Below are 23,405 nucleotides of genomic sequence, written 5' to 3'. Positions count from 1 at the left end.
CCTGGAAACGAGGTAGAGGAATTGATGAAGTTTCTTCAATTACAAATCTTTCGGAACATATTTGTGACGATTCAAGGTTTTCTCAGGATGAGTTGAGTCAATACGGTTGAAATCAAGACTTGCAATGTAATGACATTTGCGTTGCAATCATAAATATAGGAGGTGCTAGGGTATGGAAAAAACAGCTACATTGAACTTAAGAGTAAATCCAACGGTAAAAGAACGTGCAGAAGCTGTATTATCAAGGTTGGGTGTTCCGATGTCAACGGCGATAGATATGTATTTGAATCAAATTTCTCTGACAGGAGGAATTCCATTTACAGTAACTTTACCAAAAGCTCCGGATTCTCTTAATGTGGATCAGATGACGGATGAAGAATTTCATGTCAAGTTACAGAAAGGGTATGATGATATAAAAGCAGGAAGAGTACAGGATGCTGCCAGCGCTTTTGCTAAATTTAGGGAGAACCATTAAAAATGAGATAGTGTTATTATAACGAATGTTCTTTATGCACCATCGGATATTGAACGGAGATTAAAGGGGAAATAGCAATCAGAGAATGGTATCTATGCGTTTATAATGGAGCGGCAACATATTGGCAACAGAGAATCAGCGAGTCAATGTATTAGAGATAAAAGACACATAATTTAAATATATATATTTAAGAATATTTTTGAAGTAGTCGAGTTTGAATAACGGATTAAAATGCCGAAAGCCTGTATTTATGCGCTTCCGGCATTTGTTTTATCAAATGGCTCTATTTGTGGGTGTGGTAATGAGCTGGAATATATAGAAGGAGAACAGCGTTATGTCAATTTTTTCAACAAGAGATTGGTTTCTACACCCCTTGACTTTTCTTTCTCTCTTACAATGAGAAAGAAACAAGAAAGAAGCGAGAAAGAAAGGAGCAGAAGATGTTAGCATTCGAAAACCAGAATATCGAATTTAAGCAAGAATATGTCCCTGACATCCGAAAAGAGGTGATGGGATTTGCAAATGCAGAGGGCGGTACCGTTTATGTCGGTGTACGAAAAGATGGAGCAGTTCTGGGTATGAGTGATCCGGACAGTGTGATGCTCCAAATCGTGAATTCCTTGAAGGATTCGTTGGCACCGGACATCATGCCGTTTGTCAGAGTCAATACGATTGAAATAGAAGGAAAGCAAGTCATCGAAATTGATGTAACAACAGGAACAAATCGACCGTACTATCTCCGTGAAAAAGGTCTGAAGCCTGGTGGAGTGTATGTAAGAAAAGAAAGCTCTACACAGCCAATGACGGAAGAGGGAATTCGGGAGATGATTCTTCAAAACAGTGGTAGATCTTTTGAACTGTGCAGAAGTATGAATCAGGAATTGACGTTCCATACTCTCCAAACAGAAATGCAGAGAAGGTCTATCGAAATCGGACCATCGCAAATGCGAACTCTTAAGCTGATTGGTGAAGATGGTTTGTATACAAATCTTGCATTGCTGCTATCAGACCAGTGTGAAACAACAACGAAGGTTGCTTTCTTTCAAGGAACAGATAAGGAATTATTCCGAGACAGAAAGGAATTTAAGGGCTCTATTTTAAAGCAGCTTGAGGATGTATACCAGTTTATTGATTTAATTAATAAAACGAAAGCAACATTTTCAGGACTGGATCGAACTGATAGAAGAGATTACCCGGAGGAAGCAGTAAGAGAGGCTTTACTGAACAGCATCGTTCATCGAGATTACTCTTTTAGTGGAAGTAATCTGGTCAATGTCTATGAAGACAGAATCGAACTTGTTTCTCTTGGAGGACTTGTATCCGGTTTGGAGCTGAAATCCATTTTTCTTGGTGTCTCACAATCGAGAAATCCGAACCTTGCGGCTGTTTTCTACCGCATGAGATTGATTGAGAGTTATGGTACAGGAATTGGAAAAATTGAGCGCGCGTATAAAGCTTGTCCATTTCAGCCAGAGTTTGAAACAGCAAAGGGTGTTTTTCGGGTGACACTTCCGAATAGAAATGAGCAGCCGGAAATGGATGTCCGGGTATCTGATAAAGCGGACAGAGATATTTCACTGAATGAACAGAAGTCGCTTATTCTTCAATATGCACAGGAAAACGGCAGTGTTACAAGAAAAGAAGTCGAAGATTTGATTGGCGCAGGAACAACAAAGGCGTTCCGATTGCTCAAGGAGCTTTGTGAGATTGATAAACTTGAGCAAAAGGGAAGCGGAAAGCTGAGTACCTATGTTATCAAATAAGTACTTGACATCTTCGCCCGTAAAGGTTTAGAATAATCCTTGATATGACAAATGCAACGAAGGTGCACAGTAACCTTTCTTCTTCTTTCAGAGAGAGACCGTCAGCGGCTGGGAGCGGGCTTAAGTTCAGGAGAGAGTGTGAAATTCCCACCGGAGCAGCATCGCTGAAGAGATTTGGTAGGCGGTGACGCAGCCTGCACGTTACGCAGAAGATGAGAGCCTGTCCGAGAAGCATGGAGACAGGAATCAGGGTGGTACCGCGGAATATATATGCTCCGTCCCTACTATGTGTAGGGATGGAGCTTTTTTGCGCGTTTGCATTGAGAAGGGCAGGCAGTTTCAAAAGCAGGCAGTTGGGTGCTTGCACACAAATGTCTGCTTTTGAAATTGCCTATGCGGCGAAAGCCGCGAGTTTCAGAAAGCGATAGCTTTCTGAAACTGCCCTGGAGTACACGTCCCTCAAAAACCAATAATTCAGGAAAGGTGAGAACAATGAAGGAAAAACTGCAGAAAATCCGGGAAAATGCCATTGCACAGATTCGGGAAGCAAAGAATCTGAACACATTGAATGAAGCCCGCGTGGCCATTCTCGGTAAAAAGGGTGAACTGACCAGCGTATTGAAGAGTATGAAGGATGTGGCTCCGGAGGACAGACCGAAGGTAGGCCAGCTGGTGAATGAGACACGCGAGGAAATCGAGAAGGTTCTGGAAGAGGCCAAGGCAAAGATGGAGGCCATGGTCCGCGAGGAGAAGCTGAAGGCAGAGGTTATCGACGTAACCCTTCCGGCCAAGAAGAATAATGTAGGTCATCGTCATCCGAACACCATCGCGCTGGAAGAGGTAGAGCGTATCTTCATCGGCATGGGCTACGAGGTAGTCGAGGGACCGGAGATCGAGTACGACCTTTACAACTTTGAGAAGCTGAATATTCCGGAAGGACATCCGGCCAAGGATGAGCAGGATACTTTTTATATTAATAAAAATATCGTGCTGCGGACCCAGACTTCTCCGTGCCAGGCGCGTGTAATGGAGCAGGGCAAGCTTCCTATCCGTATGATTGCGCCGGGACGTGTATTCCGTTCTGACGAGGTGGACGCAACCCATTCCCCGTCCTTCCATCAGATTGAAGGTCTGGTTGTGGACAAGAATGTTACCTTTGCGGATCTGAAGGGTACACTGGAGGAGTTTGCCAAGGAGCTGTTTGGAGCAGAGACGAAAACCAAGTTCCGTCCCCATCATTTCCCGTTTACGGAGCCCAGCGCCGAGGTAGATGTAAGCTGCTTCAAATGCGGTGGTAAGGGCTGCCGGTTCTGCAAGGGCAGCGGCTGGATCGAGATCCTGGGCTGCGGTATGGTGCATCCTCATGTACTGGAGATGTGCGGGATCGATCCCAACGAGTACACCGGATTTGCCTTTGGTGTAGGTCTGGAGAGAATTGCGCTGCTGAAGTATGAGATTGATGATATGAGACTGCTGTATGAGAATGATATCAGATTCTTGAAGCAGTTTTGATAGCAGTGAGCCGTGCTGTTTCATTTTCTCGAGCGCAGCACGGGGAACGTACGTGATAGAAAGAGAGGAAAACAAAATGGATACATCTTTATCATGGATTAAAGCATATGTGCCCGATCTGGATGTGACGGCCCAGGAATACACCGATGCGATGACACTTTCCGGAACTAAGGTGGAGGGCTTCACCAGACTGGACGCAGATCTGGAAAATATCATCATTGGTCAGATCGTAAAGATTGAGCAGCACCCGGACGCGGATAAGCTGGTAGTATGCCAGGTTAATATCGGAGAGGCAGAGCCGATTCAGATCGTTACAGGCGCCCCCAATGTAAAGGAAGGACAGAAGGTTCCGGTGGTTCTGGACGGTGGCCGCGTGGCCGGCGGACATGATGGCAAGATGACTCCGGGCGGAATCAAGATTAAGAAGGGAAAGCTTCGTGGCGTGGAGTCCAACGGTATGATGTGCTCCATCGAGGAGCTGGGTCAGAGCCGGGAGATGTACCCGGAAGCGCCGGAATACGGAATCTATATTTTCCCGGATGACGCAGTGGTAGGCGAGAGCGCTATCCACGCCCTGGGTCTGGACGACGTAGTGTTTGAGTACGAGATTACCTCCAACCGTGTGGACTGCTACAGTGTCATCGGTATTGCCCGAGAGGCTGCAGCGACCTTCCGGAAGAAGTTTGTACCGCCTGTGGTAACCGTAAAGGGCTCCGGCGGAGATGTCAATGATTATATCAAGGTAGATGTAAAGGATGCGGATCTCTGCCCCCGTTATTGTGCGAGAGTGGTCAAGAATATCAAGCTGGCTCCCTCACCGCAGTGGATGCAGCGCAGACTGGCAGTCAATGGCATCCGTCCCATCAATAATATCGTGGATATAACCAATTATGTAATGGAAGAGTATGGCCAGCCCATGCATGCCTACGATCTGGATACCATCGCGGGTCATCAGATCCTGGTACGCCGGGCAGAGGAAGGCGAGAAGTTTGTGACTTTGGACGGCCAGGAGCGTACCATGGATGAAAATGTCCTGATGATCTGCGACGGCGAGAAGGCTGTGGGAATCGCAGGTATCATGGGCGGCGAGAATTCCATGATTACCGATAATGTAAAGACCATGCTCTTTGAGGCAGCCTGCTTCGATGGCGTAAATATCCGTCTTTCCGCAAAGCGTATCGGTCTTCGTACAGATGCTTCCGGTAAGTTCGAAAAGGGACTGGATCCGAATAATGCACAGGCTGCCATCGACCGTGCCTGCCAGCTTATCGAGGAGCTTGGCGCCGGTGAAGTGGTAGACGGCATGGTAGACGTATACAATGGTAAGAGTGAGCCTTCCAGAGTGGAGTTCGACGCAGACAAGATCAACGCCTTGCTGGGAACCGATCTGACCAAGGAGCAGATGCTGGATTACCTGAAGCTGGTCGAGCTGGATTACGATGAGAAGACCAACGAGATCGTAGCGCCCACCTTCCGTCAGGATATTCACCGTCTGGCTGACGTGGCAGAGGAGGTTGCACGCTTCTTCGGTTATGACAATATCCCGACCACTCTTCCGAGAGGAGAGGCGACCACCGGTAAGCTTCCGTTCAAGCTTCGGGTGGAGGCTGTGGCCAGAGATATCGCGGAGTTCTGCGGCTTCTCCCAGGGCATGACCTACTCCTTCGAGAGCCCGAAGGTATTTGACAAACTGCTGCTTGAAGCAGATGATCCCATGCGTCAGGCGATTAAGATCTCCAACCCGCTGGGCGAGGACTTCAGCATCATGCGTACCACATCCATGAACGGCATGCTGACATCCCTGGCGACCAACTACAACCGCAGAAACAAGAACGTGCGCCTCTACGAGCTGGGCAACATCTACATTGCAAAGGAGCTTCCGCTTAGCGAGCTTCCGGATGAGCGGATGCAGTTCACTCTGGGTATGTACGGTGACGGCGACTTCTACAATATGAAGGGTGTAATTGAGGAGTTCTTTGAAAAATTAGGTATGCGTGATCGCGTACATTATGATCCGAAGGCAGGCAAGAATTATCTGCATCCGGGCCGCCAGGCAAACATCTACTATGATGAGAAGCTGGTAGGTTATCTGGGAGAGGTCCATCCGGTAGTGGCTGACAATTACGGCATTGGTGAGCGCGCTTATGTGGCAGTTCTGGATATGCCGGTGGTAACTGAGATGGCCACCTTTGACCGCAAGTACGAGGGAATTGCCAAGTTCCCGGCAGTGACCCGTGACATTTCCATGGTCATCCCGAAGGATGTGCTGGCAGGCCAGATTGAGGAGGTCATTGAACAGAAGGGCGGCAGCCACTTAGAGAGCTTCAAGCTGTTTGATATCTATGAGGGAAGCCAGATTAAGGAAGGCTACAAGTCTGTGGCTTACTCCATTGTATTCCGCGGCAAGGACAAGACTCTGGAGGAGAGTGATATTTCCGCAGCCATGAAGCGGATCCTGAAAGGCCTGGAGGGTCTGAAGGCAGAGCTTCGTCAGTAAGTTGATACTGTAAAAAACTTACAGGGCATCGATTCCCCGGAAAATGGGGTCGGTGTCCTGTTTTAGGCTGACAGGATAAATGCGGCGTGGTATAATGAGCGAAAGAGAGTCAACATACTCGTATGATTGACGAAAAATAAGACAAATGCGGGAGGGAGTACTTATGCAGATTGGTATTGTAGGAGCAGGCATGACGGTGCCCTGGTTTCTGGAGGCGGCAAAATTGATTCCGAAGATGGAAGTGCGGGCTTTATTTGCACGGAAAGAAGAAAAACGTAAGGAGATCTGTGAGAAGTATCAGGTTCCGGTGGCCTATGACAGTTATGAGAAGCTGTTAGCGGATCAGTCGATTGATGTATTGTATCTTCCGGTGCCCAATCACCTGCATTACAGCTTCACAAAGCAGGCCCTGGAGGCAGGGAAGCATGTGATTCTGGAAAAACCATTTACGGTGACCTATGAAGAGGCGAAGAAACTGGCAGAGCTGGCCCGGGCAAAGGGGCTGGTTCTCTTTGAGGCTATTACCAATCAGTACAATGCCAACTATGAAAAGGTTCGGGAGCTGCTTCCGGGTCTGGGCGATGTGAAGATTGTGCAGCTGAATTTCTCCCAGTATTCCAGTCGCTATGAGGCATTCAAGCAGGGGAACATCGCGCCGGTATTCGATGCGGCCAAGGCAGGCGGCGCGCTGATGGACCTGAATGTATACAATATTCATTTTGTGGTGGGCTTGTTTGGCGAGCCTAAGGCAGTTCATTACTATCCGAATATGGAGAAGGGCGTGGACATGTCAGGCATTCTGGTTATGGAATATCCGACGTTCCAGTGTGTCTGTGTGGCAGCCAAGGACTGCGGCGCGCCTTTGTCAGTGAATATCGAGGGTGATAAGGGCTGCATGTTCAGCCATTCCAATTCCGGTCGGTTTGAAGAGTTCAGTTATCAGGAAAATAAGCAGGAGCCGATACATTACGAGCTGGCCCGCCGGGACAGCATTTTCGCGGAGGAGCTGACGGCATTTACCGAATACTATGTAAATAAAAACCAGGCGGAGCTGGACAGACGACTGGAACACAGCCTGCGGGTTATGAAGGTCCTGGATGCAGCCCGTCGGGGGAGCCGTTCCTGACTGATATATGGCAAAAGAGCGGAAGGGAAACAGAAACTGCTTTACGCGGACTGAAAAAAGCAGTAGAATAGAAAAATGTGTACGGACATACGGGGAGGGACAACATGTTTTATTCGATTCACAATAAAGAAATCCGGGAGATCAGTCTGGAGCAGCTGGATTTCCATGATATCTGCGTGGGTTATCTGACGCTGGATGAATTGAAAAGCTGCTATCAGGAGCTGGGACTTTCAGAGGTGGCGGTCAAGGACTGTATGACAGATTTCACCCATTTCCGAACCAGTATGGATGTATACGACGAGTTCAGCTTCGGTATGATCAATATCGTGGATATCCTGAATTTAAGCACCAGGCGTAACCGTATCGGTTTTTTCATCAAGAAAAATCTGTTCGTGGTGGTGAAGATCATTGACAAAGAGGACAGTATCCGGCAGATGTTCCTGGACGCCATTGGTCGTTTCCGGCAGAATGCCACCATGGAGAAGGTGATCTACGGTGTGCTGGAGCGCCTGCTGTCCAGCGGCAACCGCGGCCTGGTCATGACTGAACGACAAATCATTGCCATGGAGCGTGAAGTGGTCAACGGCAAGGTGGATCCGGAGCTGAATACGGAGATTTTCGATCTGCGAAACCGCCTATCGACTCTGAAGAACTATTATGAGCAGCTCATCGACATCGGAGAGTCCCTGCAGGAGAATGAAAATGATTTGTTCGAGGAAGAAGATCTGCGTTATTTCAAGATTTTTACAGACAAATCCGAGCGTCTCAGCAATAACACCCAGCTGCTCTGTGACAATCTGATTCATCTGCGGGAGGCCATGGATGCCACCCTGAACTACAACCTGAACAACACCATGAAGCTTTTTACCATGGTGACCATCATCTTCCAGCCGCTGACTCTGATCGTGGGCTGGTACGGCATGAACTTCAAGTATATGCCGGAGCTTGGGTGGAGGTTCGGATATCTGTATGTGATCGTGCTGAGCATTGTGGTGGTGGGCGCGATTTTGTATTGGTTTAAGAAGAGAAAGTTCTAAAAATGATATAAATCTATTCAAAGGACAGGAATTACAGCATGAAAACAAGCGATTTTTATTACGATTTACCCCAGGAGCTGATAGCCCAGGATCCGCTGGAGGACCGCAGCAGCTCCCGGCTTATGGTACTGGATAAAAAGACAGGCAGTGTCGAACACAAGATCTTCCGGGACATCATCGACTACCTGAACCCGGGTGACTGCCTGGTGGTTAACAACACAAAAGTTATACCGGCCCGTCTCCTGGGAGTCAAAGAAGACACCGGCGCGCATATCGAAGTACTGCTCCTGAAGCGTAAGGCCGACAATGTATGGGAGACTCTGGTAAAGCCCGGAAAGAAAGCCAGACCCGGCACGCGTATTGATTTCGGCGACGGCCTGCTGAAGGCGGAGGTTATCGACGTGGTAGACGAAGGCAACCGCCTGATCCGTTTTGAGTTCGACGGCATCTTCGAGGAAATTTTGGATCAGCTTGGACAGATGCCGCTGCCGCCTTATATCACCCATCAGTTAAAGGATAAGAACCGTTATCAGACCGTCTACGCCAAGCATGAAGGATCTGCAGCGGCGCCCACTGCAGGACTCCATTTCACACCGGAGCTGCTGGAGCAGATCCGGGCCAAAGGCGTAAAACTGGCCCATGTGACCTTACATGTCGGTCTTGGTACCTTCCGTCCGGTCAAGGTGGACGATGTAACCCAGCATCATATGCACTCTGAATTCTATATGGTAGAAGAAGACCAGGCCAAGCTTATCAACGATACCAAAGCCGCCGGTGGCCGCGTCATTTGCGTCGGCACCACCAGCTGCAGAACCCTGGAATCCGCCACGGACGAAAACGGTATCCTGAAAGCAGGAAGCGGCTGGACCGAAATCTTCATCTACCCCGGCTACCATTTCAAGATCATGGACGCCCTGATCACCAACTTCCATCTGCCTGAATCCACCTTGCTGATGCTGGTGTCTGCATTTGCAGACAAAGAAACGATTATGAAAGCATATGAGGAAGCAGTGAGAGAGCGGTATCGTTTTTTCAGCTTCGGCGATGCCATGTTTATACAATGACACCGGAATGTTACAAACGTAAACTTTATAAAAAATCAGCAAAATAAGGTTTGACACAAGGTTTTCTGTACGCTAAAGTTAAGTTATCAAAAGGAAAGGAGCTACGGAAATGCCTGAAATATCAACGTTCTACGGTATCACAATCAGGATGTTCAATAAAGACCATCAGCCGCCACACTTCCACGCAGAATACGGCGGAAAGATGGAATCAATCGACATCAGGACAGGACGGGTACTTGCAGGTAATCTCCCCAAAAGAGCCCATAAGATGGCTATGGAATGGTGGGAGATACACCGAGACGAACTGTTGGAAATGTGGGAAACCAAACAACTAAACAAAAAGCTGCCTCCCCTCGAATAGAGGGGCTGGTAGCCACAGCATAGATGGAGGTGGTATTGTGGATGGCGTACTGAAAAGAGTAACACCGCTGGAAGATTTCATACTGGAGGCAGAGTTCACGGGTGGAGTGGTAAAGCGGTACGATGTAAAACCTCTGTTTGATGAAATCCCGGAGTTTGAGAAAATGAGAGACAATCCAGAGCTGTTCTGCAGAGCGGAAGTAAGCTGTTGTGGCTACGGCGTAGTCTGGGATGATACGCTGGATCTGGCAAGTGAGGAACTGTGGGATAATGGCATAACCGTATAGCGATAAAGAAACCGGCAAGAGCGAAATGTTCCTGCCGGTTTTTTACTGCCGGAATTTACGCCGGTCACGATTTGTATTTGAATTTGTGGGTCAGACCGTTCCGGAACACGATGGAGGACACACGCCCGTCCACGAGCAGCACGGAATCAAGGACGGTTTCCATGTATGCTTTCAGAATTTCCGGGGAAACGTTCTGAGCCAGGTTCTTGAAATATATGTATTGCCTGTTTTGCAGCTCCCTGGAGATTAACAGGTGGCTTGCCTGGCGGACAAATTCCTCGTCCGATAGAGAGGGTTCGCTGTTTTTGGCAACCATACCCAGCATGGCGTTGATCTCCTCCAGGCGTTTTGAAATTTCTGTTTTCCGGATGATGAAATCTTTTTCCGACATAGAGGTATCGGAGTACAGATAGAGGTCCTGGAGCCTTTTCATGGCACGTTCCTGTTTTTCTTTCTCTTTTCTCAGAGCCTCCACCTCCGGGTCAACCTCTGCTTTTTTCTTCCGTGACTTCTTGACGGAAAAGGTATAGGAATCATCGGAGCTATACCTGGAGAGAAGATTAAAATACTCATTCAGACCGTTGCTGTCTATATGTTCAACCTCTGAAAAGGTGTTCCCGTATAGGAGACAGCGTTCCAGGTCCTCCGGATTCTCAATCGTGGAGAACTTTTTCTTTGCCCCCAGCATGTTAAGAATATAGTTTATGACAAATTCCCCTACCTGAGTATCTGACACAGTTGGGTTATCACATTCTTTGGTCTTTCGGTGCTTCGGACAGCTGTAATTTGTTGGACGATAACCGTTCACATGAAGTCTGCCAGGAGTAGAAACCATCTTGCTTCCACATTTTCCACAGTAAGCAATGCCTCCGAAAATATGCACACGTTCGGTCTGGTGTCTCTGACCTACAGACCTACGGTTGCGTGAGTTCTCGTCCAGTATGGCCAGCATTTTCTCATGTTCCTCCAGAGAGAAGATTGCCGGGTGGTGGTTCTGGATCATAATCCATTCGTCCTCCGGATTTTCGACACGCCGCTCAGTTCCTTTATATCGGTTGTAGCGATATATACCGGCATAGAACGGACTGGAGACAATGATCCAGACAGCGGTAGGAGACCACTCGACACCGGATCTTGTTTTGTAACCGGAAGCATTGAGCATCCGGGAAGTGTGTACGAGCGACTTATGCTCCATGTAGTCATTCTTTATCATTTGGCAGACCTTTTCCTCGTCCTCCCGGATGGAAAACGCTGTTTTATCCGGATCATAATCATATCCAAAAGGGATGCGGCCACCGTTCCACAGACCGCTGTTCGCCCTGGAAATCATAGTTGCTGTGACACGCTCAGAGGTCATGTTACGTTCAAGTTCTGCAAATACCAGGATAATTTTCAGCATGGCTTCTCCGATAGCGGTCGAAGTGTCAAACTGTTCGTTCTTACTGACAAAAGTAACCCGGAGATCCTGCAATTCCTCGTACATTTCCGCAAAGTCCAGAAGATTTCTGGAAATACGGTCTATCTTCCAGACGAGTACATGGGTAAATTCTCCCTTGCGGATCCTCTGCATCATTTCCTGAAAAGCCGGACGGTCAGTGTTCTTTCCAGAGTAGCCGGCATCCTCGAATATCTCGTATTCCTCTATACCGAGAATCAGGCTGGCGTAAGCGATCAGGTCTTTCCTCTGCATCGGCAGAGAATCACGGTCCACCTGGTACAGCGTTGATACCCTGATGTAGATTGCCACTTTTTGCTTCCTGGAACGTCCGGATTTGGCACTTCCAGGTCTTTTGTTCGTTGTCCTACTCATATATTCCCTCCAACAGAAAAAGCCCCTATTCGGGGCTAATCTTATCTACCTGAGCAGCATATTTGTTTAGAGCCGCCCATACCACATTTCTATCTTCCCGGCTGGCTACCTGGTAGCACATCAGGAGACGTTGCAATTCAAAGACAAAGGTTTCCGGATCCTCGTCTCTTTTCAACAGCAGCTCTATTACGGGCTTATTGTTCTCCATAAACACACCTCCGTCATTTCTGTATTTTCTTGTTATTCCTGAACCATTCAAAATATTCGTTGGTTATTATCCCCTTTTACGGTCGGCGTATTTCTCTGGGACTACCATGTGGGTGCGGAGGAAATCTTTGCACATTTTCTGTTTTTCCTCCGGAATGTGAGCGATGATGTCCAGCCATTCACGTTCTGAATCTGACAACGCATTAAACTGAGTTTTTCCGTAAACCAGTTCATCCAGAGAAACTCCCAAAAATTCTGCCATTTCCATGACTGTATCAAGTTTAGGGAATTTGCCTTCTCGCCAGGTGCCGGTACTACCCGTACTCTTTCCCAGGGCTTTAAGCACTCCTGTTATTGTGGTGCCTTTTTGCCGGCACACCTCATTGAAATTATCGTAAAACATAGCATCCTCCCAAAACAGAACTCATAAAAATGAAAATATCGCATTGACAAACTCATTAAAATGAGCTAAAGTAACAAATGTAAAATGAATTTGAGAACGAAAAACAAACGCAAAAACATAATCTCTTTCATTTTAATCGAAAACCGCACAAATGTAAAGAAAAGGAGGGTATCTGGATGGCAAAAAAGTTGTCTCCCTGGTGTAAGGAAGCAAAAAAGAAGATGATCGACATGGATTTAGAGGTCAACGAACTGGCAAGCAGCCTCGGATTGACCAGACCATACGTTTCTTCGGTCCTTAATGGCAGGGTATACAGCCCAGTTGCCGTAAAAAAGATTAGTGACTATCTGCAAATACCGGATGCGGATAGCGAATAACAAGTCTAAGGATATTATACGGTAACGGAGGTTTAGGGAACATGGAGAGTAACTGTACAAACTGTAATGAAAATGTTTACTTCGCCTGTAGGAAAAAGGCGGCATCGTACAACGAAAAACTGAATAGTAGGGAAAGTGCTGCGGAGCTTTTAGGAATTTCCCCGTCCACATTGGCAAACCATGAGTTGGGGATAACCAAGAGCGTACCGGTTGATACGGTGGTTATGATGGCTGACCTTTACCACGCTCCGGAACTGAAGAACATGTATTGCAAGAAAGAATGTCCTATAGGAAAAGGCTTGCCGGTATCAACAAACATAGACAGTCTGCAAGGAATCACGGTGCGGCTTCTGAACGGGCTGGATGATGAAGAAATCCACGCAATGAAAAAGAGGCTTATTTCCATAGCGGCGGATGGAAAGATTGATGCCGAGGAAAGAAAAGGCCTGGATGCAATACTTGAATCGTTGGACAACCTGGCAAAGACAATATCTGAGCTGAGGATGCTTGCAGAAAAATTCACAGAAAGGGGGAACGGTTATGGAGCTTATTGACAGACTGAGAGAGGTTATGAAAAAAGAATTTGGCATTGAAACAGATGCCGACCTGTTAGAAGCGGTTAAGAACCAGCCGGAGCTTGATCTGGGAATTTTCGTTACTCCGCTGAAAGTAGGTGTTGAAAATGCTTCGTAAAGGAACGCTAAAAATCCTGACGGTTGAGGCTTCCATGATATTCCTGGCAATTACTGTAAAAGGAATAACTGCCGAGAATGAAACGGCACACGTTCAAAGGATAGTTGTTGCTTCGGAAAACACAATGGCAACCGATACCCAGGAGCCGGTCGAACCGGAAACAATCACAGCGGATGAAACAGACAGACTTGTTTATAGCCGGGACTGGGATGCAGACGAGGAAGAAATTCTCCTAAAAGTCGCCATGGCGGAAGCTGAGGGAGAAAGCACAGAGGGGAAAGCCCTTGTAATGTTGGTGGTACTCAATAGGGTATGGAGTGACGGATTCCCGGACAGCATCGGAGAGGTTGTTTTCCAGAAAAACCAGTTCTCCGTCACGATGGACGGTGGACGTTATTACACAACATCCCCGAATGAGGATTGCTATAAGGCTATGGAACTTGTGAAAAGCGGATGGGATGAAAGCAAAGGTGCTTTGTATTTCGAGAGTTGTGACCGGGCAAGCTGGCATAGTAGAAATCTGGAATTTCTTTACCAGGTGGGGAACCACAGGTTTTACAGATAGGAGGCAGGACATGAAGTGGATCATTAAAAACTGGCTCATACTGGCAGCCGGAATAATCTTGACAGCACTGGCAGTCAGATACGCTTATCACGAGAGAGGCTACATAGCGGTAGGAAGTGAGTGGACGGTTTTGCCGTTCATGTTTCTTCTCAGGGCATTGTGCCGGGAGATTAAGGAGGAGGTAAAGCGGTGGCTGTAGAATACCAGGAAATCCGGACAGAGCTGGAGGCGGATGGATTCAGGCTGGATGATGAAGAATACACAGAGGCTGTGAACTATGCCAGAAGAAAAGCAAAATCTTCCGGAAAAGACGAAAGTTATATGCCTTATTTATTACCGGACGTAATCCGTGAATGGATTATAAGAAAAGCTATCAACTCCGTTACCCTTGCGGCGATGGAGATAGAAAAAAATATTCAGACAGGAGGAAAAAGAGCATGGCACAAGCAACAACGAAAGACTGGCTGGACGGCATCCAGAAAGGATTGCTAAAGCAGCTCACTGAAAACAGAGGGGCACTTCCCAAGGGTTTTAACCAGGACAGATTTATCCTGAACAGTATTACGGTAATCCGGGATATGCTCCGGGACAACAAAAAGAAAAAGCAGTTGCAGGAAATTGATTATACGTCAATCCCTATCTGCTTGGCAAAGGGAGCGTTCCTGGGGCTGGATTTCTTCAACGGGGAATGTTACGCAATTCCGTATGGCGGAGAAATGAAGTTCCAGACAGATTACAAAGGCGAAATCAAACTCTGCAAGCGGTACAGCAAGAATGAGATCAAGGACATTTTTGCAAAGGTGGTACGTGAGGGGGACTTCTTCGAGGAATCGGTAGATTCTGGAGTACAGAATGTTGTTTACAAACCACTTCCGTTCTCCAATAAGCCACTGGTCGGAGCTTTTGCGATTGTGGTATTCAAGGACGGTTCTATGCTGTATGACACCATGGGCAAGGAAGAAATCGAGAATGTTAGAAATACGTACTCAAAGGCGGCAAACAGCCAGGCGTGGGTAAGCTCCACCGGAGAAATGTACAAGAAAACAGTGCTGAGACGGTTGTGCAAGCTGATCGACCTCGATTTTGACAATATCGAGCAGATGCGAGCATACGAGGACGGCGGCGATGCAGAGTTCAGAAATACGGCACTTCCAGGAAACACGCCGGCAGCACTTCCGGATAATGGAACACCGGTTGATGTGTTCGCCCAGGTTAGAGATGCACAGGAAAAAGAGCCGGTACCTGCCGGAAATATCCCGGAGAGCAATCTGGAAGATTTCCGGAAGTTTGAGGAACAGCAGTACGGACAGCCGCCCGTAGGGGAAGATTTTATGATACCGGATGATATTGAGGACGAGTTGCCATTCAGATAGGAGGAAATGAGCATGAATGAGATTAGCGTAAATGTAAAACAGGAACCCGGAAAGGTTACATGGAATTTTGAGGAGATCAAGACAAATCTGGAGGCGGCACTTGCTGAGTATACCAGTATGGTATATGACGATGATTCCATTAAGTCGGCAAAAACCGATGTTGCCACCCTGAGAGCATTGGCGAAAACCATTGAGGACAGACGTAAGGAAGTGAAAGAGAAGTGCCTGGAGCCCTATGGGGTTATCGAGAAACAGGCAAAAGAGCTGGTTGCCCTGATTGATAAGCCTATCGCAGCTATCAACACACAGGTCCAGGATTACGAGAAACGCCGCAAGGAAAAGGCAAGAGCCGAGATTGATGCCTACTGGAAACAGAAAGTAGGTGCCCTCCCGGAATGTATCTGGGAAAAAGCCCACGAGCATATCTATGACAGCAGATGGGAAAATGCGACAGCTACTAAAAAGAGCTGGAAAGAGGGCATCGACAACGGTATTCAGTTGATTGTTGGAGATATTGAGACGATCAAGAGCTTTGCGAGCAAATACGAGAATGATATGCTCCAGGTATTTTATAAGTCTCTCACTCTCCAGGATGCAATCCGCAAAATGAATGAGCTGAACGCCCAGGAGCAGAGAATCCTCGAACAGCAGAAACGTGAACAGGAAGAAAGAGAAGCGAGAGAAAGAGCAGCTGCAGAACAGGCGGCAAGGGAGCAGACCGCACCAACTCCGGAAAATACCCAGGAAATGGTACAGCCGGAAAGCGTTGAAAAAACGGCAGTTTCTACCCAGGGAATCCCAACTTCTCCAGCACCGGCAGAAATGAGACAGGCACAAGTTCCGGAACGTGCGTACCCTGGAGGCCAGATTGCAACACTGAGAATTACCGGAACACCACAGCAGGTCGCAAAGATTAAAGACTATATCAGATTTACCGGTGCTTCTTTTGAGGAGGTGTAAGCCGTGATTCTGACACCTGAAAATTATTATTCTCCGGAAGCTAATTTTGAATATATGTCGGTTTCCCAGTTTAAGGACTTCTCAGGTACATACGGACAGGTCGGATGTGAGGCAAGAGCCATGGCGAAACTCCGTGGAGAATACCAGGAGGAAAAGACAACCGCTCTGCTGGTCGGGAGCTATGTGGACAGCTATTTTGAGGGTCCGGAAAGCCTGGATAGATTCAAGAGTGAAAATCCGGAAATCTTTACTCAGAAAGGCGAGCTGAAAGCGGATTACAAGAAAGCAAATGCTATCATCCAGAGAATCGAGAGCGACGAGTATTTCATGCAGTGTATGTCCGGCGAAAAACAGGTCATTATGACGGCTGAGATTTTTGGTATACCGTGGAAAATCAAGATAGATTCCTACTTGAAAGATATTGTAATCACTGATTTAAAAATCGTTGAGAGTATTAAAAAAATGAAATGGGTACGGGATCTGGGCTATCTGGATTTTATCCGCTTCTGGGGGTATGACACTCAGGGAGCAATTTACCAGGAGACAGTTCGACAGAATACCGGAAAGAGGCTTCCGTTCTACATAGCGGCAGCCTCCAAGGAACCGACAACGGACATCGAGGTTATCCATGTGCAGGAAAACTTCCTCCGGGAAGCTATGCACACGGTACAGTATCACATTGACCGGATTAAGCAGGTAAAAAGTGGAAAGGTAGAACCGGAGAGATGCGGAGTTTGCGACTACTGCCTCAGAACAAAGAAGTTGCGGCACCCTATCGGCATCCTGGATTTAACGGCAGGCATTTAGCCGGATTACAGAAAGAATGGTGGTGGAAACAAGGTGGCATGGATTAGCGTAGACCAGAAATTGATAGGCGGAAAGCTGAGAAGCCTCTACAAGTCAATCGGATGTTCGCAGAATGAAGCAATGGGGATTTTGGTGTTCCTTTGGCTCTGGGGTATCGACAACGCCGGCATGGACGGGTTAATAGTAAGTGCTGATCGGAGCGACATAGCGGATGTGTTAAAACCTGGACTGGCTCCGGGTTTGGATGCTGAAACGGTTGTTGAAACCCTCATTCAGAATCACTGGATTGATGAAGTGGACGGGGAGCTGTACTTCCACGACTGGAGTGAATGGCGGTCTTATTACAACAAGTACATCAAAGATAAAAAGAGCAACGCAGAACGTCAGGCAAAGTTCAAAGCGAGAAAGAGACAGGAAGCAGAGGAAAACGCAGAAAATAACGTTACCGATGATGTTACAACTAACGATACGCCAGAACAAGAAACTCCTCCGGAAGCAGAAAAGAAAACACCGAAGTATGACAAGGATTTTGAGACATTCTGGGCGGCATATCCGAGAAAGGCAGATAAGGGGCAGTGCTATAAGAAGTATAAAGCCCGTATCAAGGACGGATATTCTCCGGAGGAGCTTCTGACAGCAGCCATGAATTATGCGGAACAGTGCAGACGGCAGAAAACAGAGCAACAGTATATCAAACACGGAAAGACGTTCCTGGGAGATTCGGTTCCTTTTGCCGATTTCCTCCCGAAAATGAACGAACAGCCGGTTGAAACGAAAAGACCTGAAACCGGAGGCAACCCGTTCAGGAGATAGGAGGTAACGAGATGGAAGAAATCAGTAAAACCGTATCGGACTGCATGAACGGGTTAATACCAGATGGAAGTCCGGAGCTGGAAGATGGAGACTACATAGGGCAGGACGGGCTTGTGTATTGCGGAAAGTGCCATACACCGAAGCAGAAAAGGTTAAATATACCGGCTGGAATATTCGGTGACGGTGGAGAAAAAATTGTATCATGCCTATGTAAATGCCGGGTTGAGGCTGAGAACAGGAGAAAAGAGCAGGAAAAGTACCAACAGGAAATGATGCGGCTCCAGAGAATGAGGGATGCTTCCCTGATGGACAGTAAATACCGGGATGCAAGGTTTTCAAAATACCAGGTAAACAGCCACAACCAGAAAGCATACCGGCTGGCAGTGAATTACTCAAAACGGTTCGACCGTATGTTTTCCGAGAACCAGGGGCTTATCTTCCATGGCCCGGTAGGTACCGGAAAGAGTTTTACATCAGCCTGCATCGCAAATGAGCTTCTGGACAGCAGCACTTCCGTCATAATGACATCGTTCGTAAAGATACTGCAGAATATCCAGAAGCAGGATGAAGCCGAGTATATTGCGATGCTGAACAGTGCAAAGCTCCTGATCCTGGATGATCTGGGTACTGAGAGAAACACGGACTACGCTCTGGAAAAGGTTTATAACATCATCGACAGCCGTTCCAGGGTATCAAAACCGATGGTTCTGACAACAAATCTGTCTCTGGATGAAATGATGGATGCTACAGACATTCGTTACAAGCGTATTTATGACAGGATTCTGGAAACGTGCTACCCGGTGGAAATATCCGGAGATTCGTTCCGCATGCAGTCGGCAGCACAGAGGTTTGACAGAATGGCAGAATTTATGGAGGGATAAAATGGCGAAAAGCGAAACGGAGTTAAGAATTTACAACCAGGAGGACAGGCTGAACGTAGCCCAGATCCTGATTAAGAACGGGTACGCTGTGAGGCAGACCAAAAGAAAACGCACAGAGACGGGAAAGACCCTGGATTATTACCTGGTAGTTTCCGAGTGTGATGAAACAGCTGATACAAGCAGATAGGAGGGAAGCACATGAGTAAGTCGAGATATTCAAAGACCAAGGCGGCAGGAGAAGCCGTTGGAATGAACCGGTACGGTAAGCAGTTCAATCAAAGCTCTCGTCTGGTACCGTCAAAAAACAGACAGATGCGGAGAACGGAAAGCAGAGGGAGGTAATTAAGTGGACGAGGTAAAATTTGTTGTCCCTGGAGAACCTACCGGGAAAGGCAGACCACAGACAAAGGTTATGTACAACCCGAACGGCTTCAAAGACAAAAAAACCGGGAAAGTCCGTAACACCATGGTAAACAATGTTACACCGAAAAAGACGGTTATCTATGAGAACCTGGTGAAATGTATCTACCATGAGCAGTGCCAGGACTTCCGTTTCCCGGATGATGCGATGCTGGATATGCGGATTTTGGCTTATTACGGCATTCCGAAAAGCAAGTCAAAGAAGATTAAGGAGCAGATGGTAAAAGGCTTGCTACGGCCCACAAAGAAGCCAGATATGGACAACGTGGTTAAGGTTATCGCCGACAGTCTGAACACGATAGCGTACCGGGATGATACCCAGATTGTTGACTGCCAGTGCAGAAAATTCTACTCGGAAAATCCGAGGGTGGAAGTGATTATAAAGATGGTGGAGGTAAAAAGTGAAGCTCATGGATAAATTAAAAGAGTTTTTCGGAAGAAACAGCAAAGCTCCGGATTCCGGAAACAGCAAGGAGCAGAGACAGAGAGAGGCTGAGCTGGTGGAGAAGATGCAGAATCCGCCGGTTGCCAGTTATACAAACAAGAACGCACCCATGACATACCAGGAAATGGCGTTGCTGGTGCCTCGTGGCATGTGGTTACCGAAGCATCCGAAACACCGGGCGGTATTCGGGTTGCTCCAGAATATGACAAGGTTCCTGGAAGAAAGCCGCATGATTTCCAAACAGGAGGTAGACAGATATAAGAATCTTCCGGAGGAAGTACCACAGCAGATCAGAATCCGTGGAATCCAGGAACAAATGTCGGCTATCCGCTTCCGTTTGGATGTGAACGATTATAAGAATATCCTGGAAATGCAAATCCTGAAGAATAAGCTATTTGAGCTTTACCAGGTTGCAAAAGAGGTTGACCCGGAGGGCGTAGCCAGATACGAGAGAATGATTGATAAGAAAATGAGGAGGGCAAGGTAATGGCATTTACAAAAGAGCAGATGGCAGAGAATATCAAACGTTTTGAGGAGCTGCTTGTCTCCGTACATAGAGACGGTATTGACAGATTGCTGGATTTTATCCGCAAGAGTGATTTTTACAAGGCTCCGGCATCCACCAGATTTCACAGTTCCTGTGAGGGCGGACTTTTGTACCACACACTCCAGGTTTATGACTGCTTGCAGAGAAAAAAATCAGAAGCACAGGTATTGTGGGCTGATACCATGCAGAATACAGAGGATGAAAGTCTGATCCTGGTAGCACTGCTTCACGATTTGTGCAAGACCTATTATTACTCAACGGAGATGCGTAATAAAAAGGACGAAAACGGGAAGTGGATCCAGGTTCCGTTTTACACCGTCAATGATAAGGTTCCATACGGACACGGCGAAAAATCAGTAATGATGATCGAGGAGTATATCAAACTGAAACCGGTTGAGAGATACGCTATCCGCTGGCACATGGGATTCTCGGAACCGAAAGAGCTTTACGGCACTTTGGGTGAAGCTATTAAGAAATATCCGCTCTGCCTGGCAATCCATGAAGCAGATCTGGAAGCCACCTACCTCATGGAGAGTGACAATGAGTAGCAGAAAGGAAGCACCGTCAAACCTGGAAATGCTGATTTCAGAGGAGGTGCTTCCGGCAGGAACCACACTGGACGAAGCGGTGGATGAGCTGACGGACGAGCTGAACTGTGTGGAGTGTATCGCCCTGGAGCAGTGTGCAGACTGTTTCGGAGAGGACACAAGGGACAAGGAAAACCCACGGTGCAGAGAGGTTGTCAGAGCATATTTGAATCAGGACTACAAGAAAAAGGAGGACAAGTAAAATGAGCATGGAAAATATCAGAGACCTGTACCTGGAGGATGAAACCTTTGAGGATGCCAGGCAGAAATTTAACACGGTATTGCAGAGACTGTTCCGCAGCATGATTGATACAGAATCAAACGAGGGTTCTATCACTCTAAAAATGGACGTTTCAATGCAGACAGAGTACATTCCAAACCATGATCCGGATATTAAGGGAGAAAGCCGGTGCGTAAGACTTCCGCAGTTTGCATACAAGGTATCTTCGTCCATCACGGTAAAGGACGAGCAGAAAGGCAATAAAAATCCTCAGATGGAGCTTGTCTGGGATGATAAGCAGCAGAAATATGTACTCCAGTATGTAGCCAATACAGAGCAGAGAAGTATTTTTGATAAAGATTTCCAGGAAGAAATGAACGGCGGCTCCGATCAGGAGGGTATCGAGACATCGCCGGAGCGTGATTACCTGGATGTAAAGCAGATTGCAGGTCCGGTAGCGGACGAGGGTGCACTTCCTGGGGATGTGACAGACCAGGACAGTGATGCGATTGACGGAGACTACAGAGAAGTAGGCACTGGAGAAGCCGAGACGGGCGATTTCGCCGGGGATGCAGATACGGACGGAGAAACACCGGACGTAGACCAGGGAACGCTCCCTGATGGCGATAATGAAGCTGATAACGCCGGATATGACTACGAGGATCCGGAAGAACCGGAGGAATAAGCAGAGAGGAGGGCTGTAATATGGCAAACGGAAGTTACGGGAAATGTGCCGGATGTGGTGCGATGGTGATCTGGGTAAAAACTCAGGCAGGAAAGAATATGCCGTGCGATCCTACGTTGCATAATTACAAGATCGACCCGACCGGAAAAGAGAAAATTGTTACTCAGACCGGAAAGGTTGTGACCGGGGTAACCGGAATAGATGCACAGTCGGCGGACGGATTCGGTTACATATCGCATTTTGCCACATGCAAAAGTGCAAATAATTTTCGGAGGGGTAGAAAGTAATGGTTGTAGATATTTTCAACACAGACAGAAAATACCAGACCATATACGCAGACCCTCCGTGGTGGGAAACAGGCGGTGGAAAGATAAAGAGAGGAGCAGACCGGCATTATCAGCTGATGAAAATACCGGAGATCATCGCTCTGCCTGTTCCGGAGTTAATAGCCCCGGACGGGTGCCACCTTTACCTGTGGGCTACGAATAACCACCTGAAAGATGCCTTTGCAGTCATGGAGGCTTGGGGCTTCCAGTATGTAACGACAATTACCTGGCAGAAAGACAGGGCTGGTCTGGGGCAGTATTACCGTGGAATGACGGAACACTGTCTGTTCGGAACCACAAAAAAGAGACTGCCGTATAAGATTGTAGACGGGAAACGCCAGCAAGGAGTGACCGGATTCCTGGAAGCTCGCAGAGAACACAGCCAGAAACCGGAACGTATGCGGCAAATGATAGAGACTGTAAGCTATGGTCCCATGATTGAACTATTCGCAAGAGAACAGAGAAGCGGCTGGGATGCCTGGGGCTTGGAAGTCCAGGGGGGGGTAATTCTATTACTTCTCTGCCTGGGAAAAGAATTGAAAAGGAGTAAATGAGCATGGATTATAAGAAAATGTGGTACATGATGAAAGAAAACCTGCTGAGAGAATCACAGCGTAGAGAACTTGGAACGATCAGAATGGATGCGGTAGAGCAGCATCTTAAAATTATGGACGACATCGAAGTTAAGGCGATGAAAGAAAGCCAGCACGTATGCGAGTGCGGAGGAGAGAAAACTCCTTGCAATCCGAAGCCGGAAAAGGAAACCGGAAATAAACGGGAACCGTGGGGAAAAACCGCATCAGGAAAATGCAAAGACACGGAAAAGCCGGAAGATGGCAAGGACATCCTGAGAAAGATTTTCGGTGATGATTTTGTAAGTGACCTGGAAACCTTGGAAAAGAAAATTGTAGAGGGAAAAGAGCCGGTAATCATGGTGGATGGTGATCTGGAAATTCCGGACAACCTGGAAAGAGCTGCCAGAGAAAAGAATATCTCTATCGCACATGTTCACTGTGGAGCGTTTGAAGTAGGAGCCGGGATTCCATTTCCGTTCCCGTTTCCTCCTGGATTTCTGAAATAAAACTGAATAAAAAACGAGAGCCCAACTCATGCCACCAGGACACTTGTTGAACTCCACGAAACGGTTGAGACTATTGTAAGTCTC

The 23,405-nt window shown here is 47.4% G+C and carries 33 protein-coding genes and 1 other annotated feature; of the genes, 30 read left to right on the top strand and 3 right to left on the bottom strand.

Features of this window, described 5'->3' with window-relative positions:
* Nucleotides 1-172: 172 nt before the first annotated feature.
* From ACESZP_RS01295 to ACESZP_RS01255, 9 genes are all read left to right on the top strand, one after another.
* Nucleotides 173-475: a type II toxin-antitoxin system RelB/DinJ family antitoxin gene (locus ACESZP_RS01295; protein WP_499707789.1), complete on the top strand. Its 303-nt coding sequence runs from the start codon at nt 173-175 to the stop codon at nt 473-475.
* 440 nt (nt 476-915) lie between these two features.
* The gene (locus ACESZP_RS01290) at nt 916-2,238 is read left to right on the top strand and encodes an RNA-binding domain-containing protein (RefSeq protein WP_499707788.1); all 1,323 of its coding nucleotides are present in this window, start codon (nt 916-918) and stop codon (nt 2,236-2,238) included.
* A 47-nt stretch (nt 2,239-2,285) separates the two neighbouring features.
* Nucleotides 2,286-2,524, top strand: a binding site (T-box leader).
* Between the two features lie 206 nt (nt 2,525-2,730).
* Nucleotides 2,731-3,750, top strand: coding sequence for a phenylalanine--tRNA ligase subunit alpha (gene pheS / locus ACESZP_RS01285; protein WP_499707787.1), 1,020 nt, complete (start codon nt 2,731-2,733; stop codon nt 3,748-3,750).
* 76 nt (nt 3,751-3,826) lie between these two features.
* Nucleotides 3,827-6,247, top strand: a complete 2,421-nt coding sequence (gene pheT, locus ACESZP_RS01280) for a phenylalanine--tRNA ligase subunit beta (RefSeq protein WP_499707786.1) — start codon at nt 3,827-3,829, stop codon at nt 6,245-6,247.
* 163 nt (nt 6,248-6,410) lie between these two features.
* Entirely contained in the window at nt 6,411-7,373 is a 963-nt protein-coding gene (locus ACESZP_RS01275) for a Gfo/Idh/MocA family protein (protein WP_499707785.1), read from the top strand.
* 104 nt (nt 7,374-7,477) lie between these two features.
* Entirely contained in the window at nt 7,478-8,410 is a 933-nt protein-coding gene (locus ACESZP_RS01270; RefSeq protein WP_499707783.1) for a magnesium transporter CorA family protein, read from the top strand.
* Between the two features lie 38 nt (nt 8,411-8,448).
* Nucleotides 8,449-9,474, top strand: a complete 1,026-nt coding sequence (gene queA / locus ACESZP_RS01265; protein ID WP_499707782.1) for a tRNA preQ1(34) S-adenosylmethionine ribosyltransferase-isomerase QueA — start codon at nt 8,449-8,451, stop codon at nt 9,472-9,474.
* A gap of 109 nt (nt 9,475-9,583) precedes the next feature.
* A complete protein-coding gene (locus ACESZP_RS01260) occupies nt 9,584-9,835 on the top strand; it encodes a DUF4160 domain-containing protein (RefSeq protein WP_215678432.1) in 252 nt (83 codons plus the stop codon).
* 37 nt (nt 9,836-9,872) lie between these two features.
* On the top strand, nt 9,873-10,121 hold the full coding sequence (locus ACESZP_RS01255) for a DUF2442 domain-containing protein (RefSeq protein WP_215678430.1): 249 nt from the start codon (nt 9,873-9,875) through the stop codon (nt 10,119-10,121).
* 64 nt (nt 10,122-10,185) lie between these two features.
* On the opposite strand, the gene ACESZP_RS01250 is transcribed toward ACESZP_RS01255, so the two are convergent.
* The 3 genes from ACESZP_RS01250 to ACESZP_RS01240 form a co-directional block, all read right to left on the bottom strand.
* Nucleotides 10,186-11,868, bottom strand: a complete 1,683-nt coding sequence (locus ACESZP_RS01250; protein ID WP_499707781.1) for a recombinase family protein — start codon at nt 11,866-11,868, stop codon at nt 10,186-10,188.
* 88 nt (nt 11,869-11,956) lie between these two features.
* Nucleotides 11,957-12,139, bottom strand: coding sequence for a hypothetical protein (locus ACESZP_RS01245; protein ID WP_227338567.1), 183 nt, complete (start codon nt 12,137-12,139; stop codon nt 11,957-11,959).
* A 66-nt stretch (nt 12,140-12,205) separates the two neighbouring features.
* Nucleotides 12,206-12,541, bottom strand: a complete 336-nt coding sequence (locus ACESZP_RS01240) for a helix-turn-helix domain-containing protein (RefSeq protein WP_147600878.1) — start codon at nt 12,539-12,541, stop codon at nt 12,206-12,208.
* A gap of 176 nt (nt 12,542-12,717) precedes the next feature.
* Here ACESZP_RS01240 and ACESZP_RS01235 point away from each other — a divergent pair, with 176 nt between their 5' ends.
* Genes ACESZP_RS01235 through ACESZP_RS01135 form a run of 21 tightly spaced genes read left to right on the top strand, consistent with a single transcriptional unit; the run spans nt 12,718 to nt 23,321 of the window.
* Complete coding sequence (locus ACESZP_RS01235) at nt 12,718-12,918, top strand: helix-turn-helix domain-containing protein (RefSeq protein WP_147600877.1); 201 nt, start codon at nt 12,718-12,720, stop codon at nt 12,916-12,918.
* 41 nt (nt 12,919-12,959) lie between these two features.
* Nucleotides 12,960-13,472 carry a helix-turn-helix domain-containing protein gene (locus ACESZP_RS01230; RefSeq protein WP_499707780.1) on the top strand — a complete coding sequence of 171 codons (513 nt, stop codon included), beginning with the start codon at nt 12,960-12,962 and terminating at the stop codon, nt 13,470-13,472.
* The gene (locus ACESZP_RS01225) at nt 13,459-13,611 is read left to right on the top strand and encodes a hypothetical protein (protein WP_215678426.1); all 153 of its coding nucleotides are present in this window, start codon (nt 13,459-13,461) and stop codon (nt 13,609-13,611) included. Before ACESZP_RS01230 ends, ACESZP_RS01225 begins: the two co-directional genes overlap by 14 nt.
* The gene (locus tag ACESZP_RS01220; RefSeq protein ID WP_499707779.1) at nt 13,601-14,176 is read left to right on the top strand and encodes a cell wall hydrolase; all 576 of its coding nucleotides are present in this window, start codon (nt 13,601-13,603) and stop codon (nt 14,174-14,176) included. Before ACESZP_RS01225 ends, ACESZP_RS01220 begins: the two co-directional genes overlap by 11 nt.
* A 10-nt stretch (nt 14,177-14,186) precedes the next feature.
* Nucleotides 14,187-14,375, top strand: a complete 189-nt coding sequence (locus tag ACESZP_RS01215) for a hypothetical protein (RefSeq protein WP_147600874.1) — start codon at nt 14,187-14,189, stop codon at nt 14,373-14,375.
* On the top strand, nt 14,366-14,668 hold the full coding sequence (locus ACESZP_RS01210; RefSeq protein ID WP_499707778.1) for a hypothetical protein: 303 nt from the start codon (nt 14,366-14,368) through the stop codon (nt 14,666-14,668). Before ACESZP_RS01215 ends, ACESZP_RS01210 begins: the two co-directional genes overlap by 10 nt.
* Nucleotides 14,614-15,549, top strand: a complete 936-nt coding sequence (locus tag ACESZP_RS01205) for a recombinase RecT (protein ID WP_499707777.1) — start codon at nt 14,614-14,616, stop codon at nt 15,547-15,549. The genes ACESZP_RS01210 and ACESZP_RS01205 overlap by 55 nt, the downstream gene beginning before the upstream one ends.
* Nucleotides 15,550-15,561: 12 nt before the next feature.
* On the top strand, nt 15,562-16,509 hold the full coding sequence (locus ACESZP_RS01200; RefSeq protein WP_499707776.1) for a DUF1351 domain-containing protein: 948 nt from the start codon (nt 15,562-15,564) through the stop codon (nt 16,507-16,509).
* 3 nt (nt 16,510-16,512) lie between these two features.
* The gene (locus ACESZP_RS01195; protein WP_499707775.1) at nt 16,513-17,316 is read left to right on the top strand and encodes a PD-(D/E)XK nuclease-like domain-containing protein; all 804 of its coding nucleotides are present in this window, start codon (nt 16,513-16,515) and stop codon (nt 17,314-17,316) included.
* A gap of 33 nt (nt 17,317-17,349) precedes the next feature.
* On the top strand, nt 17,350-18,129 hold the full coding sequence (locus tag ACESZP_RS01190; protein ID WP_499707774.1) for an LvrA C-terminal domain-related protein: 780 nt from the start codon (nt 17,350-17,352) through the stop codon (nt 18,127-18,129).
* A gap of 11 nt (nt 18,130-18,140) precedes the next feature.
* A complete protein-coding gene (locus tag ACESZP_RS01185) occupies nt 18,141-19,010 on the top strand; it encodes an ATP-binding protein (protein WP_499707773.1) in 870 nt (289 codons plus the stop codon).
* A gap of 1 nt (nt 19,011) precedes the next feature.
* Nucleotides 19,012-19,197 (top strand): hypothetical protein, encoded by a 186-nt coding sequence (locus ACESZP_RS01180; protein ID WP_147600869.1) that lies wholly within the window; start codon nt 19,012-19,014, stop codon nt 19,195-19,197.
* A gap of 11 nt (nt 19,198-19,208) precedes the next feature.
* A complete protein-coding gene (locus ACESZP_RS01175; protein ID WP_215678404.1) occupies nt 19,209-19,352 on the top strand; it encodes a hypothetical protein in 144 nt (47 codons plus the stop codon).
* A gap of 4 nt (nt 19,353-19,356) precedes the next feature.
* Nucleotides 19,357-19,848, top strand: a complete 492-nt coding sequence (locus tag ACESZP_RS01170) for a RusA family crossover junction endodeoxyribonuclease (protein ID WP_499707772.1) — start codon at nt 19,357-19,359, stop codon at nt 19,846-19,848.
* Nucleotides 19,841-20,362, top strand: coding sequence for a hypothetical protein (locus ACESZP_RS01165; protein WP_499707771.1), 522 nt, complete (start codon nt 19,841-19,843; stop codon nt 20,360-20,362). The genes ACESZP_RS01170 and ACESZP_RS01165 overlap by 8 nt, the downstream gene beginning before the upstream one ends.
* Nucleotides 20,362-20,970, top strand: coding sequence for a hydrolase (locus ACESZP_RS01160; RefSeq protein ID WP_499707770.1), 609 nt, complete (start codon nt 20,362-20,364; stop codon nt 20,968-20,970). The genes ACESZP_RS01165 and ACESZP_RS01160 overlap by 1 nt, the downstream gene beginning before the upstream one ends.
* Nucleotides 20,963-21,211, top strand: coding sequence for a hypothetical protein (locus ACESZP_RS01155; protein WP_147600866.1), 249 nt, complete (start codon nt 20,963-20,965; stop codon nt 21,209-21,211). Before ACESZP_RS01160 ends, ACESZP_RS01155 begins: the two co-directional genes overlap by 8 nt.
* A gap of 1 nt (nt 21,212) precedes the next feature.
* Nucleotides 21,213-21,914 carry a hypothetical protein gene (locus tag ACESZP_RS01150; protein WP_499707769.1) on the top strand — a complete coding sequence of 234 codons (702 nt, stop codon included), beginning with the start codon at nt 21,213-21,215 and terminating at the stop codon, nt 21,912-21,914.
* A 20-nt stretch (nt 21,915-21,934) separates the two neighbouring features.
* A complete protein-coding gene (locus ACESZP_RS01145; RefSeq protein WP_499707768.1) occupies nt 21,935-22,201 on the top strand; it encodes a hypothetical protein in 267 nt (88 codons plus the stop codon).
* On the top strand, nt 22,201-22,794 hold the full coding sequence (locus ACESZP_RS01140) for an MT-A70 family methyltransferase (RefSeq protein ID WP_499707767.1): 594 nt from the start codon (nt 22,201-22,203) through the stop codon (nt 22,792-22,794). Before ACESZP_RS01145 ends, ACESZP_RS01140 begins: the two co-directional genes overlap by 1 nt.
* Nucleotides 22,795-22,796: 2 nt before the next feature.
* Entirely contained in the window at nt 22,797-23,321 is a 525-nt protein-coding gene (locus ACESZP_RS01135; protein ID WP_499707766.1) for a hypothetical protein, read from the top strand.
* The last annotated feature ends 84 nt before the right edge of the window (nt 23,322-23,405 follow it).

The organism is Candidatus Dorea massiliensis AP6, assembly GCF_964245105.1.
GTDB classification, from domain to species: domain Bacteria; phylum Bacillota; class Clostridia; order Lachnospirales; family Lachnospiraceae; genus Laedolimicola; species Laedolimicola intestinihominis.
This window is presented reverse-complemented; position numbering and strand designations above follow the sequence as displayed.

Excerpts from the sequence above, each read along its gene's own strand:
- ACESZP_RS01295 (WP_499707789.1), top strand. The coding sequence starts at position 173 with ATGGAAAAAACAGCTACATTGAACTTAAGAGTAAATCCAACGGTAAAA.
- ACESZP_RS01290 (WP_499707788.1), top strand. The coding sequence starts at position 916 with ATGTTAGCATTCGAAAACCAGAATATCGAATTTAAGCAAGAATATGTC.
- pheS (WP_499707787.1), top strand. The coding sequence starts at position 2,731 with ATGAAGGAAAAACTGCAGAAAATCCGGGAAAATGCCATTGCACAGATT.
- pheT (WP_499707786.1), top strand. The coding sequence starts at position 3,827 with ATGGATACATCTTTATCATGGATTAAAGCATATGTGCCCGATCTGGAT.
- ACESZP_RS01275 (WP_499707785.1), top strand. The coding sequence starts at position 6,411 with ATGCAGATTGGTATTGTAGGAGCAGGCATGACGGTGCCCTGGTTTCTG.
- ACESZP_RS01270 (WP_499707783.1), top strand. The coding sequence starts at position 7,478 with ATGTTTTATTCGATTCACAATAAAGAAATCCGGGAGATCAGTCTGGAG.
- queA (WP_499707782.1), top strand. The coding sequence starts at position 8,449 with ATGAAAACAAGCGATTTTTATTACGATTTACCCCAGGAGCTGATAGCC.
- ACESZP_RS01260 (WP_215678432.1), top strand. The coding sequence starts at position 9,584 with ATGCCTGAAATATCAACGTTCTACGGTATCACAATCAGGATGTTCAAT.
- ACESZP_RS01245 (WP_227338567.1), bottom strand. The coding sequence starts at position 12,139 with ATGGAGAACAATAAGCCCGTAATAGAGCTGCTGTTGAAAAGAGACGAG.
- ACESZP_RS01240 (WP_147600878.1), bottom strand. The coding sequence starts at position 12,541 with ATGTTTTACGATAATTTCAATGAGGTGTGCCGGCAAAAAGGCACCACA.
- ACESZP_RS01235 (WP_147600877.1), top strand. The coding sequence starts at position 12,718 with ATGGCAAAAAAGTTGTCTCCCTGGTGTAAGGAAGCAAAAAAGAAGATG.
- ACESZP_RS01230 (WP_499707780.1), top strand. The coding sequence starts at position 12,960 with ATGGAGAGTAACTGTACAAACTGTAATGAAAATGTTTACTTCGCCTGT.
- ACESZP_RS01225 (WP_215678426.1), top strand. The coding sequence starts at position 13,459 with ATGGAGCTTATTGACAGACTGAGAGAGGTTATGAAAAAAGAATTTGGC.
- ACESZP_RS01220 (WP_499707779.1), top strand. The coding sequence starts at position 13,601 with ATGCTTCGTAAAGGAACGCTAAAAATCCTGACGGTTGAGGCTTCCATG.
- ACESZP_RS01215 (WP_147600874.1), top strand. The coding sequence starts at position 14,187 with ATGAAGTGGATCATTAAAAACTGGCTCATACTGGCAGCCGGAATAATC.
- ACESZP_RS01205 (WP_499707777.1), top strand. The coding sequence starts at position 14,614 with ATGGCACAAGCAACAACGAAAGACTGGCTGGACGGCATCCAGAAAGGA.
- ACESZP_RS01200 (WP_499707776.1), top strand. The coding sequence starts at position 15,562 with ATGAATGAGATTAGCGTAAATGTAAAACAGGAACCCGGAAAGGTTACA.
- ACESZP_RS01185 (WP_499707773.1), top strand. The coding sequence starts at position 18,141 with ATGGAAGAAATCAGTAAAACCGTATCGGACTGCATGAACGGGTTAATA.
- ACESZP_RS01180 (WP_147600869.1), top strand. The coding sequence starts at position 19,012 with ATGGCGAAAAGCGAAACGGAGTTAAGAATTTACAACCAGGAGGACAGG.
- ACESZP_RS01175 (WP_215678404.1), top strand. The coding sequence starts at position 19,209 with ATGAGTAAGTCGAGATATTCAAAGACCAAGGCGGCAGGAGAAGCCGTT.
- ACESZP_RS01165 (WP_499707771.1), top strand. The coding sequence starts at position 19,841 with ATGGATAAATTAAAAGAGTTTTTCGGAAGAAACAGCAAAGCTCCGGAT.
- ACESZP_RS01160 (WP_499707770.1), top strand. The coding sequence starts at position 20,362 with ATGGCATTTACAAAAGAGCAGATGGCAGAGAATATCAAACGTTTTGAG.
- ACESZP_RS01155 (WP_147600866.1), top strand. The coding sequence starts at position 20,963 with ATGAGTAGCAGAAAGGAAGCACCGTCAAACCTGGAAATGCTGATTTCA.
- ACESZP_RS01150 (WP_499707769.1), top strand. The coding sequence starts at position 21,213 with ATGAGCATGGAAAATATCAGAGACCTGTACCTGGAGGATGAAACCTTT.
- ACESZP_RS01145 (WP_499707768.1), top strand. The coding sequence starts at position 21,935 with ATGGCAAACGGAAGTTACGGGAAATGTGCCGGATGTGGTGCGATGGTG.
- ACESZP_RS01140 (WP_499707767.1), top strand. The coding sequence starts at position 22,201 with ATGGTTGTAGATATTTTCAACACAGACAGAAAATACCAGACCATATAC.
- ACESZP_RS01135 (WP_499707766.1), top strand. The coding sequence starts at position 22,797 with ATGGATTATAAGAAAATGTGGTACATGATGAAAGAAAACCTGCTGAGA.